At 53.2% G+C, this 15,247-nt stretch carries 11 protein-coding genes and 1 CRISPR repeat array; of the genes, 2 read left to right on the top strand and 9 right to left on the bottom strand.

Annotated elements, in window-relative coordinates; translation table 11 throughout:
* Positions 1 to 1,883: 1,883 nt before the first annotated feature.
* A CRISPR array of direct repeats spans positions 1,884 to 2,728; the repeat unit is 30 nt; unit sequence GTTTCCGTCCCTTATAACTCAGGTCAAAAC.
* Positions 2,729 to 2,838: 110 nt separating this feature from the next.
* The 8 genes from csm6 to IEX61_RS10770 form a co-directional block, all read right to left on the bottom strand.
* Entirely contained in the window at positions 2,839 to 4,206 is a 1,368-nt protein-coding gene (csm6, locus tag IEX61_RS10735) for a type III-A CRISPR-associated CARF protein Csm6 (RefSeq protein ID WP_188818018.1), read from the bottom strand.
* A gap of 56 nt (positions 4,207 to 4,262) precedes the next feature.
* A complete protein-coding gene (gene csm5, locus IEX61_RS10740; protein WP_054669954.1) occupies positions 4,263 to 5,384 on the bottom strand; it encodes a type III-A CRISPR-associated RAMP protein Csm5 in 1,122 nt (373 codons plus the stop codon).
* Positions 5,381 to 6,313: a type III-A CRISPR-associated RAMP protein Csm4 gene (csm4, locus tag IEX61_RS10745; RefSeq protein ID WP_188818020.1), complete on the bottom strand. Its 933-nt coding sequence runs from the start codon at positions 6,311 to 6,313 to the stop codon at positions 5,381 to 5,383. The genes csm5 and csm4 overlap by 4 nt, the downstream gene beginning before the upstream one ends.
* Positions 6,310 to 7,149 (bottom strand): type III-A CRISPR-associated RAMP protein Csm3, encoded by an 840-nt coding sequence (gene csm3 / locus IEX61_RS10750; protein WP_083462878.1) that lies wholly within the window; start codon positions 7,147 to 7,149, stop codon positions 6,310 to 6,312. The genes csm4 and csm3 overlap by 4 nt, the downstream gene beginning before the upstream one ends.
* Positions 7,150 to 7,161: 12 nt before the next feature.
* Complete coding sequence (gene csm2 / locus IEX61_RS10755) at positions 7,162 to 7,839, bottom strand: type III-A CRISPR-associated protein Csm2 (protein WP_054669945.1); 678 nt, start codon at positions 7,837 to 7,839, stop codon at positions 7,162 to 7,164.
* Positions 7,829 to 10,201, bottom strand: coding sequence for a type III-A CRISPR-associated protein Cas10/Csm1 (gene cas10, locus IEX61_RS10760; RefSeq protein ID WP_188818022.1), 2,373 nt, complete (start codon positions 10,199 to 10,201; stop codon positions 7,829 to 7,831). The genes csm2 and cas10 overlap by 11 nt, the downstream gene beginning before the upstream one ends.
* Entirely contained in the window at positions 10,198 to 11,163 is a 966-nt protein-coding gene (gene cas6, locus IEX61_RS10765) for a CRISPR-associated endoribonuclease Cas6 (protein WP_188818024.1), read from the bottom strand. Before cas6 ends, cas10 begins: the two co-directional genes overlap by 4 nt.
* A gap of 189 nt (positions 11,164 to 11,352) precedes the next feature.
* Positions 11,353 to 12,276, bottom strand: coding sequence for a M14 family zinc carboxypeptidase (locus tag IEX61_RS10770; RefSeq protein WP_188818026.1), 924 nt, complete (start codon positions 12,274 to 12,276; stop codon positions 11,353 to 11,355).
* A 129-nt stretch (positions 12,277 to 12,405) separates the two neighbouring features.
* Between IEX61_RS10770 and IEX61_RS10775 the strand changes: the two genes are divergently transcribed.
* Together IEX61_RS10775 and IEX61_RS10780 are read left to right on the top strand one after the other, a co-directional pair.
* Complete coding sequence (locus IEX61_RS10775; protein ID WP_054672575.1) at positions 12,406 to 13,038, top strand: GNAT family N-acetyltransferase; 633 nt, start codon at positions 12,406 to 12,408, stop codon at positions 13,036 to 13,038.
* Between the two features lie 233 nt (positions 13,039 to 13,271).
* Positions 13,272 to 14,615, top strand: a complete 1,344-nt coding sequence (locus IEX61_RS10780) for an Nramp family divalent metal transporter (RefSeq protein ID WP_054672577.1) — start codon at positions 13,272 to 13,274, stop codon at positions 14,613 to 14,615.
* A gap of 99 nt (positions 14,616 to 14,714) precedes the next feature.
* On the opposite strand, the gene IEX61_RS10785 is transcribed toward IEX61_RS10780, so the two are convergent.
* The gene (locus tag IEX61_RS10785; RefSeq protein WP_054672578.1) at positions 14,715 to 14,900 is read right to left on the bottom strand and encodes a hypothetical protein; all 186 of its coding nucleotides are present in this window, start codon (positions 14,898 to 14,900) and stop codon (positions 14,715 to 14,717) included.
* Positions 14,901 to 15,247 lie beyond the last annotated feature (347 nt).

Raw genomic sequence — 15,247 nt, forward strand, 5'->3', positions numbered from 1 at the left:
TTGGCTCGCTGACCGCCTTTTTCCTTCTTGGCATCCACACTTTTTAGCGTAGAGCCGGGGATTTTTTGCTAGCAGCTTAGAGTGGGTAAGTCTCCGTCCCCTATCGCTCGAGTCAAAACGGCGGGGATGCTGGTGCAGCTCGGGCTGCCCTACGAATTTCCGTCCCTTTATAGCTCAGGTCAAAACTGCGCGATGGGGTCATGTACATTTACCCCATCGAGTTGTTCCGTCCCTTATAACTCAGGTCAAAACTGTTGATGTTGTAAACAACAAGACCCTGAACTATCTCGAGTTTCCGTCCCTTATAACTCAGGTCAAAACGGATTTGGGGTTGCCGACCTGAGGAGAACGACTTGCGGTTTCCGTCCCTTATTACTCAGGTCAAAACCCCTCCAAAACCCCGAGGAGCTTGTGGTTGCAAGCTCGTTTCCGTCCCTTATAAATCAGGTCAAAACAACCGAAACCAGCCGTCGCCGTCATCCCCGTCGTCGTCTTTCCGTCCCTTATAACTCAGGTCAAAACGCGCAAACTCTTTACGCACAACAAGCGGTGGTGACCGAGTTTCCGTCCCTTATAACTCAGGTCAAAATCGTGGCCGCAAGTACCAGATTGGTGGCCAACAGATCCGATTTCCGTCCCTTATAACTCAGGTTAAAACAATCTGCTACACGATTGAAGACCCCTGGTTGTAGCCGGTTTCCGTCCCTTATAAATCAGGTCAAAACGAAGCGAGAGTACCGGCATCTATGAGCGAGCCGTAGCTGTTTCCATCCCTTATAACTCAGGTCAAAACTAGCATGAAGGTGGTTTATTACGCGGTGCGCGAGAAGTTTTCGTCCCTTATAACTCAGGTCAAAACGATCAGTTTTGAACCGTTGGCCCATACGCTTATTCGGTTTCCGTCCCTTATAACTCATGTCAAAACGCGACGCTGTGCAGCATTTCCCGGCCAACAGCGTCCCTTATAACTCAGGTCAAACCGGATCACCGTGGCGCTGAGAAAACCAAACAATCCGAGGTTTCCGTCCCTTATAACTCAGGTCAAAACAGCTTAGCCCCGACGAGCGTGCAGCGTTTGACGCGCATTTCCGTCCCTTATAACACAGGTCAAAACCCGTCTACGTCACCAGCACGCTGGTGATGAAGGCGGCGTTTCCGTCCCTTATATAACTCAGGTCAAAACTCAGTTCGTCCGTACGCTGAGGAAGCTGCACGTCTCTTATTTCCGTCCCTTATAACTCAGGTCAAAACGGCCATGGAGAGGGCCATGGCTGATTGGGGGTACACGGTTTCCGTCCCTTATAACTCAGGTCAAAACCTGCGCGGCGTCGCCTTGTTTAACGAGCCGCGAACCGGGTTTCCGTCCCTTATAACTAGGTCAAAACCCTCAAAGTGAAGGCGCAAGAGGCGTTTGAAGGGAAGCGGTTTCCGTCCCTTATAACTCAGGTCAAAACCGAATGCCATGTTCACGACCGGTCACCTCGCAGGCTGTGTTTCCGTCCCTTATAACTCAGGTCAAAACAACGGGACATTAAGGGGATCGGTGGGGCCCTGCTGCTATTTCCGTTCCTTATAACTCAGGTCAAAACCAGGCCGAACGCGAGGAGCGCGAGCGGAGGGCTAAACAGATTTCCGTCCCTTATAACTCAGGTCAAAACGAAAGAGGCGTGGTGGCTGAGCCTAAACGAGCGCAGACAATTTCCGTCCCTTATAACTCAGGTCAAAACTCGTGGTGGAAGCTATTCACGCAAGGATGACAAAGAAGTTTCCGTCCCTTATAACTCAGGTCAAAACTTCCGACGGTGCCGACTTCCGCGTGCTAGACTACGGGTTTCCTTCCCTTAAGCCTGCAACTCAGCGACCACTTGCGGCAAGCTGGTCATGTTTCCGTCGCTTATAACTCAGGTCAAAACTGGGCGAACAGCTGGCGTTTTTGGAATTGGAACCAGAGCCGTTTCCGTCCCTTACAACTCAGGTCAAAACATAACTGCTGGCTGGTAGCAATGCGTCCACAACCGTTGTTTCCGTCCCTTATAACTCAGGTCAAAACGGGATTGACTTACCAGCATTATACCACGGCGAGGGGCGGTGAGTTTCCGTCCCTTATAACTCAGGTCAAAACGCGGGAGTACGAAAAGGACGAAATCATGGGCGCACTGTTTCCGTCCCTTATAACTCAGGTCAAAACCGGAAGACGCGCGGTTTGTCTTGCCAATTGCAGCAACATTTCCGTCCCTTATAACTCAGGTCAACCCGCTTAAACGACTTTGTTATCTTATCGGTGATTCATTTGTGTTTCCGTCCCTTATAACTCAGGTCAAAACGCCTACATGCCGCATTCGCCTGCGAAGGCCGGCCCGCTGTTTCCGTCCCTTATAACCCAGGTCAAAACCGGGCAAACGTGGTTGTTGAGTCCCAGGCGGTACCAAGTTTCCGTCCCTTATAACTCAGGTCAAAACTCGGTATCGATATAGTCACGGGCACCCCCGTAGTTTGGCTTTCCGCCCCTTATAACTCAGGTCAAAACGTCACTTTCCAGTATACCAGACGGCCTCCAGGAAAAGTTTCCGTCCCTTATAACTCAGGTCAAAACATATTCTTTTAACTCGTGCAGCTGTTGTAGAAGATATGTTTCCGTCCCTTATAACTCAGGTCAAAACGCTGGGCGAACGGGGGTGATGGTGGAAGAGTGGACCACGTTTCCGTCCCTTATAACTCAGGTCAAAACCCCCATTCAAAAACCTTGCTACATCAAGCTTTTCGTTTGCTCAATCACATTGAATATGTCGTCAACCTCCAATCGTGCAAAAAAGCCGGGAGGTCGACGAAACCTTGCAGTCAACTCTTGGCCAAGTAGTCGATCAGCTGCTCAATCTGGGCACGCTGCAAGGGATAAGAGGCAAGCAGCGCATCTCCATCCGGCAACAGGTTGGACAACAGCGTTTTGGCGGCGGCCAAGCCGTTTACAGCGTCTTCTTCCGACACCGGTTTCATGCCGTGTGCCACCACGGAAGCATGCCGTTTTTCCGTCAATTCGTCGAGAAGCTTTGCCAGTTTCATTTTTTGCACCGAATTGCTTCTCTGCGCATTGACCTCCAGCTCAAGTATCTGAATAAATTCTTTATCTTTCAAGACCTCCTTAAGAGCTTTAATCCCGGTGGCCCGATCTAGCATATCCCGAGACTTGTTCAAGGTCTTGTTCAAGGTCGCAACGGCTTCGCGGTTTTGGGCACTTGAACTTTCGCTCAAATTCCGAGGTTCAATCCCCCATTTTTCGCGGAGGCGATAGTAAACCACTCCTTCAAAGATCCGCCAGAATCGGGCCAGCACGTCGGCATACGCCCGACGGGCAAAACAGCGCTGGGCGTTGAAATAAATGTCCACCAGGTTGTGGGGTGTTTCCTTATCCTTTTCGGGTTCAAGGCGTTTGAGGTAATCGACCTGTTTTCGCAAGCTCTCAGCGATGGTACCGGCGTCTCTGGTCGCCCGCCACCGCCGTTCAATGGAGGCCAGTTTTTCATATGCCTCCCGGTATTTCAGCAAGTCCCATTTGCGATACGCCTCGAAAATGTCCGCCACAAGTTCCGCCGCAAGCCGACGCGAACTAAACACGCTAATTTCCTGCAGTCGCCGGCATTCGTTCACCATGACGCCAAACAAAAACTCCGGCAAACAGCGGCGAATACGGCTGAGACTGTTTTCTTCCTCGAGGAAATTTAGCTGGATTTCCCGAATGCGCTCTTCCGGAGACGAAAGATCAGGATTCTTTACTTGCCACAGCCGCACTCCGGGTATATACCCGCTATTGGCCAAGACGTACCAGCACGTTTGCATTTGGGGTGTCCCAGAAGAACAGTTAAGATGGATCTGAACGTCTTGACCGTTCTTCTTCTCTTCCTCTAACCCCGCTAGAATTTTCCTCACCTCTTCTTTCACACTTGGCATCAACTCGGAGAAATCAGTTGGGTCTTTAAGGTAAAGCGATCGAACGTAACACGTGCTGCGAGGCGAGACTTCCGGCAGCAATTCCTTGGTGGCGTAAGCATTCGATTCCGTGGCATCACGAACACCAGGCCCTTCAGCAGTAGGGAAAAGGTAAACAAGGTCCGGTTGTAAATGCTTGCACAGTGTGAGCACCGCACCCTCTTTATTCGTCTTTTCGGAAATGGGGTCCTGTTTCCCGACAAACGACAGCAAGATGTTCATCCGTCTTCTTTACCTCCTTATTTGGATTTGCGCGCGGGAAACATGATGCATCCGCCTTACGTACCCCTTGCTTCGCAAACCGAAAGGCGAAGCCATCCAAGGGGAAAAGTCGGCACCCCCTTGGCCATGACCACCTTTCGCGACTGCGGAAACTGCGGATGCTTACGACGGGGGAAATACAGCTGGCGTAGCGTCTGGCGTTCCGCATTCGAAAGATGCATCACTACAGACGCGGACAGCAAGCCGCTTCCCCACCCCACCCGCAGATTCGGGCTTTTCCGAGTGAGCACATCCAACACGCCGACCATGTTCGGCAAGCCCGCATCCTCAAAAAAGCGCTTATCCTCTTCAAGGGAGCGGCTGTACATGGTTTGACAGGCGTCCATCCAGGCCTCTAGACGAAACGGGGCGCGCTGGCCCGTTGTTTTGGAAAGGAGCTCCCAGAGCTCCCGATCACATTTCAATCTTCCTTTAAACGTGGTGCCCGGTCGAACGACTTCCACAAACACACGGGCACCATTCGCTCCATAATGGTACCCTTCTCCCTCATTGAGGCTGATAATCCTTACCTCCCGTACTTCTGTACACGCGGTTTGTTCGGGATACGCGTCGCTCACGTGCAGCCCCCGTAACCAATCGGTTTGCGGAGTGCGACGATGGCCCCGCAACGACGCTCGCAATAAGTTATCAAGCCGTTCTCCCGGTCGATCCGTTTTCCGTCCATCCTGAACACGTCTGCCCTCACCAACAATCTGCTTCGCACGCGCCGGTGTGTCGGCCAGTTGGTTGAGCAACGCGACGCGAATGGCTCCCTTGAGACTGGACCCCGGGAGGTAGGGGGTACCCGATAACGGATCAGTCACAAAGGGGAGAAGGTGGCTCACCCACATGCGTTCGCCCTTGGGAATCCGACGCAATACCGTCTCTTGCCGTAAACGGTTCGCCCGATCCACCGGCAACCGATCCAGAAACCGATCAAGCGACGGTCGGGTTTCCTGTTCCACATACCGGACAAAGTCATCGATATCGCCTTGTGTGGCCAAGATTTCTGCCCAGGCTGCCTCATTAACCATGTACACCGCGTGGTCGTCCTGGAAAAATTCAAGGGAAGTCATCCTGCCCTTCGCATCCCCAATATGTACGGGGGTCAACACCTCAATCGTCAGCTCGTAGATCACGGGTTTCCTTCCTCCCGTCTTACGCCGACGATAAACGCCCGGCCATTCCGATAAACCACCGGATGGGCAGCAAAGCCTGGGGGAGCCACATTCACCAATTTTCCGCGGACCGGCCTCCTGAATAGGCTCCCTTCCCCAAACATGAGGACCCGCTGATGACGCCGGCCGAGATTTCCCTCCATGCTCTCCAACCAGCCGGTACGTTGCACCAAATGATAGGCCACCAGGTTGTCGCGCACCTCTTCCGAGTTCTCCGGATACACGAGAGAAAGCGTCAAATAGGCATTGGGATCCGAAACCTGCTCGATGGCAAATGCACCGGAAAATTCCGGTTCAAAAACCCCATATCCTTGGCTCCGCCGACCACCAATTCCTTCCTCTCCCAATACCGTGAGGACCGTCTGAAAACGAGGCCAGTCTTCCGGTTGAACATCAACCAGAAAGAACAGGCCGGCATCGCGACGGTCATCAAAAACCGTCTCACCAACGAAATACAGAACCGAAGCCGCCCTTCGGCGATCCAAGGTCACATGCGGTCGCACCCGGGTTTCCATCACCGATTCCAGATCCTGCGTTTCTTCTATCAACGTTTCATAATCCAGCGGTTCACCCTTGATCCATCGCACAAAATGCTTTCGCTCGATAAATCGCGCGCGTTTCAGTTGCTTTCCGTATTTCAACGCTAGCTCATTCGTATAGCCCGGGGCCGGCAGCAAGGGGCGCGGAAAATAGTACCGCTCCCCCGCAAAGGGAAAGGCCGAGGAAAGACGGAATTCCGGCGGCGCCTCCCCAAAGACGCGTAGCCAAGTCTGGAAAACGGCGCTGTACAGGGTATCGGAATGGACAATGCGGGCGCTTTCCTCCAGGCCTAATCCGGCTTCACCGATATGCACCGGAGCCTTGAAGCGCAGTTTCACCAGCTGCATCATGCTCTTTCCTCCGGTCGCTGAAGCGAAGTCAGCCAACTCGTTACCGCGCATGCCACGTCCTTAAGAGGTTGCTCGGGCTCCGCACGCCAAGCCTGTTCCTCTTCCTTGCCCTGGTAATATTCCAGGCTGCGCCAATACACGTGGAGATTCACAAATCGAACCTGCCCGTAACCGCGTGAGCCGTGCCCGCCGAGATAGTCGTCTTCCAACAGCTGCAGACCAGTAAAAATTTCGTTCACATCTTCTTCCATGTTTGCAGACGCTGTTTTTTCCCAGACGTTATACACCATTTGAAAGTGAAACTGCGCCCCCCGTGGAACTCGCTCAATCTGCCGCGGATTGGCGGCACAGGTAATTCGGTCCAGGGCATTTTCAAACTTCACTTCGGTCAAGTAATAGCCGCTTTCCATCTCCGATAGCTTTTGTTTGCTCGCATTTGTTAAGCGCGCGTCCCGCACATAGAGCGCAGCCGGCAAATTGGTTTCCACAATGCCTTTTGTACGGCTCACGCCAAATAGCCTACAGATAACACACGTTTTTTCTCCGCATTCGTGAAGATGAACTTCCACATCGCCGACTTTCATCTTGCGGATAAACCTGTATTTTTCCGGTTCCAGCGCATGACGATAGCGTTCCAATAGACTGCGCAGTTTTCCTTTCAACGAGCTACCGGGGATATAGGGTTCACGCGTGACCGGATCGCGAATAACCAACAAGTCAACTCCCCCGATGTCACTCGTCTCACGGCTGCTTCCGATATGGAGGCCGGTGAGACATTCAATCTCGCCCTCAATCAATAGCTTGCCTGCGAAGCTGTTCCCTTTCATTCCGGTCATCCCCTTCCCTTCCTACTCGTTACCGCCATAAAATTTGTGGTACGCCACCACGGCACGAACGAAGCGCACAAGCTGTTGAAAATCTTTCCATCCCTCTATGCGATCAATCATGGGGTCAATCACCGCTAATAGTGGCCGGACCGCCTTGTTGCGCCCCGCAGCATACGCCAGAAGAACTTTGAGGTATACCACTTGATCCTTACAAAATCCTTCTGGACCCTCCAACCGAACGTCGACTTCCACTTTCAAGACGGCTCCCATGAAGCGGCGGATTTGGGCCATCTTGAGGTCATGAGCCAGAAGCGCACCCAACACATTGGCCCATGTAACCAGCTTCTCTTCCGGTATTGCCGAAAGACGTTCTACCTCACAAACTTTACGGACGATGTCATTTTGTATAATCGATTCCTTCGTATCACCGAGAATTGAATCCAAGCGATTATCTATTTGTTTTTTTACCGGATTGTTTGCTTCTACATATTTTTGATGAAGAAGATCGATAACGCTAACCATTTCTTGGTCATCATTAAGGAGGTAGTCCCGGCATTTCCTTTTAACATTTTTCGTAAACTCTTTCTTCCATTTTTCCGAAGAGAGAATGTGATACCATACAGCTCGCTCAACCGGAGGTTTGTTATCCAAAAGCTGCTGAACCTCCTGTAGGGCCAAATCAGTCGGCCTATTCATCATTTTCCTTTGTCCCCCTCAACATATGCTTTAAAATTTTCAACATGGGAGGAAGATACGTTTTTAGCGCTTCATCACTCAAACTCATCGCCAACAGCGATCGGTAGAATCTTTCAACTTTCTCGTTACGTCCTTTTTTTTCACCGCTGATGACGCGGGAAAACAGATAGTACAGTTGCGGCAATATCCATGCTCTGTTTCCGCTCATTCCGGGTTCCGTGGTGTTGTAGGCTTCGATCAAGGCAGCAAATCGGTTAAGGAAATTTCGTGAAAACGCCGCTTTGACGGTGAGCTGTTCCAGCGTGAGGACGTCGCCAAAAATGCGAAAGTATTCGCGTAACCTCTCAAGTTCCTGCCAGGTTAATACCGCACCAAACAAGGCAAAACGATCACGCCCGCCATCTTTAGCCCCGGCTTCGGCTGCCCCCGCCAGATCAGCCAGTTTGTACAACGCTACTTTTTCATCGGAAACAACCAGCCCTCCGGAAAGGGTGATATCCGGGTTATCCCCGGTGTACTTCCGAAAATCGTGATAAATGGCGCGGGCGGCCTCAAGCACGGAATCCCAAGCTCCTACCAAGAAAAGGTCGTCTCCTCCGGCGTACACCACATTGACCACAAATTTTCGTGGAGGAAGTGGGAGAAACCCCCCCTCCTCTTTTTTTAAGAGCTGGGGAAGATAGTACTTAAAGTAAAGGTTAAGACGTGCGGACAACTCACTCATTCGGGCAAACGTCAACCGGTCAAGTCCCCGGGCAAAGATCTGGCCGAGGCGATCCACATCCATGCGCAATACGCCGATGCGCTTGTCTCCTACTGCTTGTCCCGCCAGTTCACGAAATTCGCTCTGGCTAAAGTACGATCCAAGCGGAAAGGCGCGAACCGGCCAAGTCCCATCGGGCAAATCCCAGGGGGTCACGACCCGGTATTCCGTGAGGATATCGTCCTCCCTGACGGTGCCAAATGCATACGTGGCTTCGTAAACAGGAACGGTAAGAACACCTTGGTTCGATTTCTTGATCTCATAAAACCTCTCGATTGTGGCCAGTGTTCTTCCCAAATCTATCATTAAGCGGCAGAAACCGCAAAGCTCATATACGTCGCCGTCAAGTTCGACAGGCTTGATGTCATCGGACTGATGGCAAACCTCGCATTCGGTTTCGACAGGACGGGGCCCCAAAAACTTCGGGTCCTGCGTCAAGAATTCTTCCCATTTGCCGTTTTTCTGCATGTGCAATTCGCGGTGCAACTCTCCCCAGGCCGCAGATAGGCCGTCAGTGTCACCTCTTAAGTCGGCACCGCTTAGCGGTATCGCCGCAACACAGAGATAGAGAAGCGTTCCATATCGTTTATAAAGCCAAGCATTGAACCGCTGCTGGAAAGATCGGATTTGCTCCAAGCATGCGGACGTATTGGGAGCAAGCAGATAGAAACCGCCACCGGAAGCATAAATCAAGTGGGAACGTCCGAAAGACAAGGTTCGACACAGCTGGCTGGCAGCACTTTCAATGAGAAGATCCAAATAGAACGAGCGGGCCCGCAGCGTTTTAAGAGCCGCCTTTGAGCCAATCGTATAGATGAAATTCTGAATCCCAGACAGGTCGGCTCCCACCAACAGATAACGGGATTCGTGCCGATGCCGGATGACGTCCCGAAGATCGTCGCGCTGCCAGTCGTACCCCTGGTCACGAAGGTAGCAATAATTGCACCAACTAAGAGCTGCCGTGGTTTTGAGGTGCTGGTAAAGCGATGTGACGGAACGGGCCTGTTCCGATCCGTGAGTCTGCTTAGGTACCAGGCTTACGTATTTTTCCAGAAGCAATAGTAACCTGTCCTCTTGCCAATTCTCCCTTCGCTGCAAACCTTCCCGTAGACCTTCCCACACTTTACGGTAAACGGAATTGAACGCCTCCCGAGAAATTTGTTCCGCCAGAACCGGGTACGGGGTATCTTCCAGGAGCCCCGGCTGCCATAGATGGCGCTGCCTATTTTCCGATCGTTCTTCATCCAACGTTACCCGGTCAAAGATCACGTCTAAACCATCTTCACCATGATTCCCGTCAGCAATGTTCCTTTCCTGTTCCATGCCGGAGGCAATGGAATCGGCCTCCGCCACCAGGTAAACAAGGTTTTGGATCTCCCGCGGGATCTGATACGCATCAGCAGGCAAACCCGAATCCATCAAGCCTCCAGGTTGCAACCGAATGACTTCCTGTACTTCATGAGGCAATTCCATCTCCTTGGCCCATTGATACCCCAATTCTCGGGGACTCCGACCGTCCCGTTGATCCGGTGAAAGAGCACGGAAGATGACCTCTCCGATGTCGTGCAACAGAGCGGCCAACACAATACGTTCACGCTTCAATCCGATTGCCCCTCCTCCTCAATGCTCACCTCATACCGACCGAATCCAAATGAAAGGCTCTTCCCTACTCCTAACACCTCTCCAGCTTTGATGTACGGATACAGGTCAGTAAGATCTCCTTGATACCTGACTTTGCCCACAACCCCTCCCAATTTCATGTCCATCTGCTGTGTAGTGGAATAGCGACGGTAGTCAAACCATCGAAGGGAACTGCAGACCCTCCTAATCGTTGCTGCCTTTTCTAGCAAGCGGGCTGCATCGAGAACCGGATATCGACCAGTGGTCCAATAATAAAGGCTCGTCATCCTCCGCAAGACAGACCGGAACAGCACATGAAATTCCAAATCGTCGGTAAGCCGATTCAGATGTTTTATGCGCAACGGACTCAAGGTCCGAACGGTTAAGGTTTGCACTTCCAGGAAGTCGATGTAGTCACCCAAAGGTAGCGGATGGACGTTTTCCAATCGAATGGAAGCGTTCCGCGAAAAAATGACGTTTTTCTGCCCTCCGGGAGAAAGGGAATAAATGCGGTCCACTACGAAACGTCCTCTTTTCCCATTTTCATTGCGCAATCCAATTCCTGTTCTACTCATATTTTCCAAACAGAAATAAAAGTAAGGATAATAGGAAACGGCTGTACCCATTAAACGAAGATATACGGTAACAGATGTTCCCGCTTTTACATGCGTTGGAGTGGAAGGTGCGAAAAAGCTGAGATAAGGAGGTGAAGAATTCCCGGCCGGCATATTTCCGCGTGATGCGGAAAATAGCTGGAAATACGCGCAAATCTGTTGCAAGTGGCATTCCTGACACGGGTAGTGTTTCGAATAGATACAAACAGTGGTACGAAACGACGTTCCCAAAGCTGCTCGCAGAGCATTTTCCCGAAAAAAAGGCAGCCGGATGTCCTCTTCGGCCACCAAGCGAATTTCGAGGTCGAGGATTCGCAAATCATCCCACAACGATCGGCATTCGGATACCATTACGCTGAAAGGGCCCCCCATTTCAGAAAAAACCGTTCAGCATATCAATGCATCCAAAACAATACCCTTGTTACCTTCTTTCGACATGTCTTTCCTTTTTCCTTCTTCCTTTTTCGACAAAAAAGTTGCGGTTTTCATAACTAAAACGAATAACAGAATCCACCTGTCTCAACTCTCTCCCATTCCCAACCGCACCACCTCCCTCAACAAATAAAACGGCACCTCCTTGTTCTGCCGCCAGATGCGCGCAAACTGGCGGCGGTCCACCGGGTGCGGCTCGCGGCCCACTTCCAGGGTAAAGGCCGGTACGCCGAAGGTGGCGATCACCCAGTCGGTGTAGCCGCCGCCGTAGGCCGAGCGGTCGTCTTCCGGGATGAGGCGGTAACCGGTCAGGCGGGCCAGCCCTTCCGCCAGCGCCCGGTCGCGGCGCAGCCGCTCGCCGGTTTGCCCAAAATACCAATAAATCTCCTCGCCGGCGGTGTGGTAGGCCAGCGTGGCGCACGGGCGCAGCGTCTGGGTCAGCGCGATCATCGCCTGCACCTCCGGCTCCGTGGCCGGGCGCGTGCCGGGATAGAAGGCGGCCGCCGGCCCGTCCACCACCTGGCGCAGCCCGCTCCAGCCGGCGTCGTACTGCCGGTTGAGGTCGACGCCGCGCACGTTGGCCTTCCACAAGTCAAACCGCACCCATCCGTTGCGGCACAGCATCGCGCGCAGCTGCGCCTCCGGAACGCCCACGGCCGCCGGCCCGCGGGTGGCCAGCTCCACGCCGTCGGGATTGACCACCGGCACCACGACGAGTGCCACGCGATCCAAGAGCGCACGCACCGAAACGCCGTCCCATCGTGCGTCGGTGGCGTATGCGTGCGCGTAGCGCCACAAAAGCGCCACAGCGAGCCAGGTGGTCGCCCATTCGCGCGCGTGGTGGCTGGCGTTGAGGAGCACGCAGCGCGTTCCCGTCCCCACCCGCACCGCATGCAAGGGACGGTTCTCCACCGAGCGTCCGAATTCCCAACGTTCGATCAAGCCGGCGTAACGCGCCTGAAGCCGCGCCAAATCGCGCTCGAGGTCCGCCAACGTGTAACGCGCGTCCATGTCGCTCCCTCCACACGGTTGTTCCGCCAACTCGGCATAGGCAAAGGCCCCAATGCGCCGTATAATGGCATTGGGAAACGTTGTGAATCCCGCAACAACCCAAGCCGAGAGAGAGAAAGGAGTCCACCCATGATCGTCCCGCATCCTCTCGTTCTGCGCGGCCAGCGGATCCAGCTTCGTCCGGTGCAGGGGTCGGACCTGCCGCACTTGCGCAGCTTATGGGCCAACCGCCACGTCATGAGCCATGTCGGGTACCCCAAAGGCATCCGACTGAGCAAAGATAAGGTGGCCGCCTGGTTCTCCGGGTTGTACCGCGATTGCGATTTGTCCGTCAACCCGTATCGGATGGTCGTAACCGATTATGACGGCCACTTCCTCGGCGAAGCGTGCATCGGCCAATTGAGCCGGGAAGGGATCAGCACGCTGGAAGTGAAGCTGCTCCCCGCCCACTGGGGAAAAGGCTATGGACGGGAAACGCTGGCCTTGCTCGTCCACTACTGCTTTGTCCACTTGCGCATCCCGGCGCTTCAGGCCGCACCGGCTATTACCAATTTACGCGCCATTCGCATGGTTGAGGCGCTCGGCTTCGAATCGACCGGCGAAACCTACGACTGGGTGCCGCCGCGGGCGCTGAGAAAGACCGCCGTTCCCTACCAGTACACCCTGTTCACCCTGCCCCGTGCCCGCTACGCTGAGCGTTCGGCCACCTCCGAAACCCAGCCCTTTTCCGCCATCCAGGCCACCGCACCCACCGCTCCCTGAACGGGGTGAGCGGTGGGTTTGTTATTGGACGCAGAACCGCGGGGTTCCTTTGACACGGATTTTCCCCGGAGCTATAATTTTTCCCTAGGGAAACTTTTGCGGTTCAAACCAACCTTTTTTCCTTGTCACAATTTCAATCGGTCGCCCATAAATTGCTTCGTGATCGGTTTCGTTTGCACAGAAAGAAGAATCCAGTAGGTTCATCCCATTCGCGACACAAGGGGGAAAATTGCGTGAACAAACAAACCACAAACGCGGATGACGGATGGAAAAACACTGCTACGCGTCCTACACTTCCCGAAGTATACCGCTCGTTGAACATCCCCAAAAATGGGTCTTGGTTCCGAAAAGTTCTCGCCTTTCTCGGCCCCGGATATTTGGTGGCCGTTGGCTATATGGACCCTGGAAACTGGGCCACCGATCTTGCGGGCGGTTCCATGTTCGGGTATACGCTGTTGTCGGTGATTTTCATCTCGAACCTCATGGCCATTTTGCTGCAGGCACTGGCCGTAAAATTCGGGATTGTTACGGGTCAAGATCTCGCACAAGCCTGCCGAGAACGGTACAGCAAGCCGGTTGCGTTCGGGCTTTGGATCCTCGCAGAACTCATGATTGTTGCAACGGACCTGGCGGAAGTGCTCGGGGCCGCCATCGCGCTCAACCTGTTATTCGGAATTCCTCTCTTCGTCGGCGTCCTGATCACGGTCCTCGACGTTCTGCTGATTCTTCTTCTTCAAAACAAAGGTGTTCGGCTGATCGAATCCATTGTGATCGGTTTGATTTCCGTAATTGGCATCTGTTTTGCCGTTGAGCTGTTTTTATCAAAACCCGATATGAACGAGGTGCTGGGCGGATTTCTTCCGACGTCGGAGCTTCTGACCAACCCGGAGATGCTGTATATTGCCATGGGGATTCTCGGCGCCACGGTCATGCCGCACAACCTGTATTTGCATACGTCGATCGTCCAAACCCGAAACTTTGAGCCGACGAAGCAAGGCATGCGGGAAGCCATACGGTTTGCCACACTCGATTCCACCATTGCCCTGCTGTTCGCCTTCTTTATCAATGGCGCCATCCTGATTTTGGCTGCCTCGACGTTCCATCAGGCGGGCCATACAGACGTTGCAGACCTTGCCGACGCCTATCACCTCTTGACGCCGCTGTTGGGGACAACGCTCGCCAGCATCCTCTTTGGCGTCGCCCTGCTGGCTTCGGGACAGAACTCTACCCTCACCGGTACCCTCTCCGGGCAGATCATCATGGAAGGCTTCCTCAACATCCGGTTGAAACCCTGGCTCAGGCGCTTGATCACGCGGGCGGTCGCCGTTGTCCCCGCCATCATCGTGACGGCTGTGTCGGGCGAAAAGGGAACCACAGAGCTGCTGGTGTTGAGCCAAGTGATCCTCTCCCTGCAACTTCCATTTGCAGTGGTGCCGCTCGTCAAGTTTACCAGCGACAAAAAGATCATGGGATCCTTTGCAAACCCGTTGTGGCTAAAAATATTGGCGTGGCTGGTGACCGCCATCATCGTAGGCTTAAACCTTTACCTGCTGTTCTCCACTTTCGTCCAACGTTGAGTAAGAATCAAAATAAATGGCGAAAACGAAAACGCGAGATTTCCCTTCGCGGAAACCCCATACCGTGCAGGGGGAAGGGAAATCCCGCGTTTTTTTGTACTATTCCGTCGGCGGAGCCTCGCATTGCAGCGGCCGACTCGCTTCAATGCGCCCGCCGTGGGACGACACCATCCCGCCTCCGAGCCCCTCGTTGAGCATGCGGTCAACATCGAGAAAATAGCGGTCGCGCCCCTCGTGATCGACATCAGACGCCTGTGGGAAATCCGGTTTCCGCTTGTCGTCCATCTCCATCGCCTCCGCCCTTAGTATGCGTAGTTGAGTCCGTAATCTTGTGTAAAAAGACTCTCTGAAAAAAGTCAGAGAGCCATTTCCAATCCCCCACGGTTAGAATGGAGCTTGAACCACCATAGAAAACACCAAAAGGGAGAGGGGATTGAAAGGGCTCAATACCAGATTACCGTAGATGCGGAGCTTTTGCACCACCTTTTTCTCCGCGACGCAAAGGACGATGCTCTCGCCAAGCTCCCTCAAGCAATAAGCTATTTTCTTCGTTTTGCTCACCCATTCGCATGTTTACTCCCTCGGCGAAATCAGAATTATTTCCTATTTGTTGATTATAAGTTGAATATTGG

It is taken from the genome of Calditerricola satsumensis, from assembly GCF_014646935.1.
Classification (GTDB): Bacteria; Bacillota; Bacilli; order Calditerricolales; family Calditerricolaceae; genus Calditerricola; species Calditerricola satsumensis.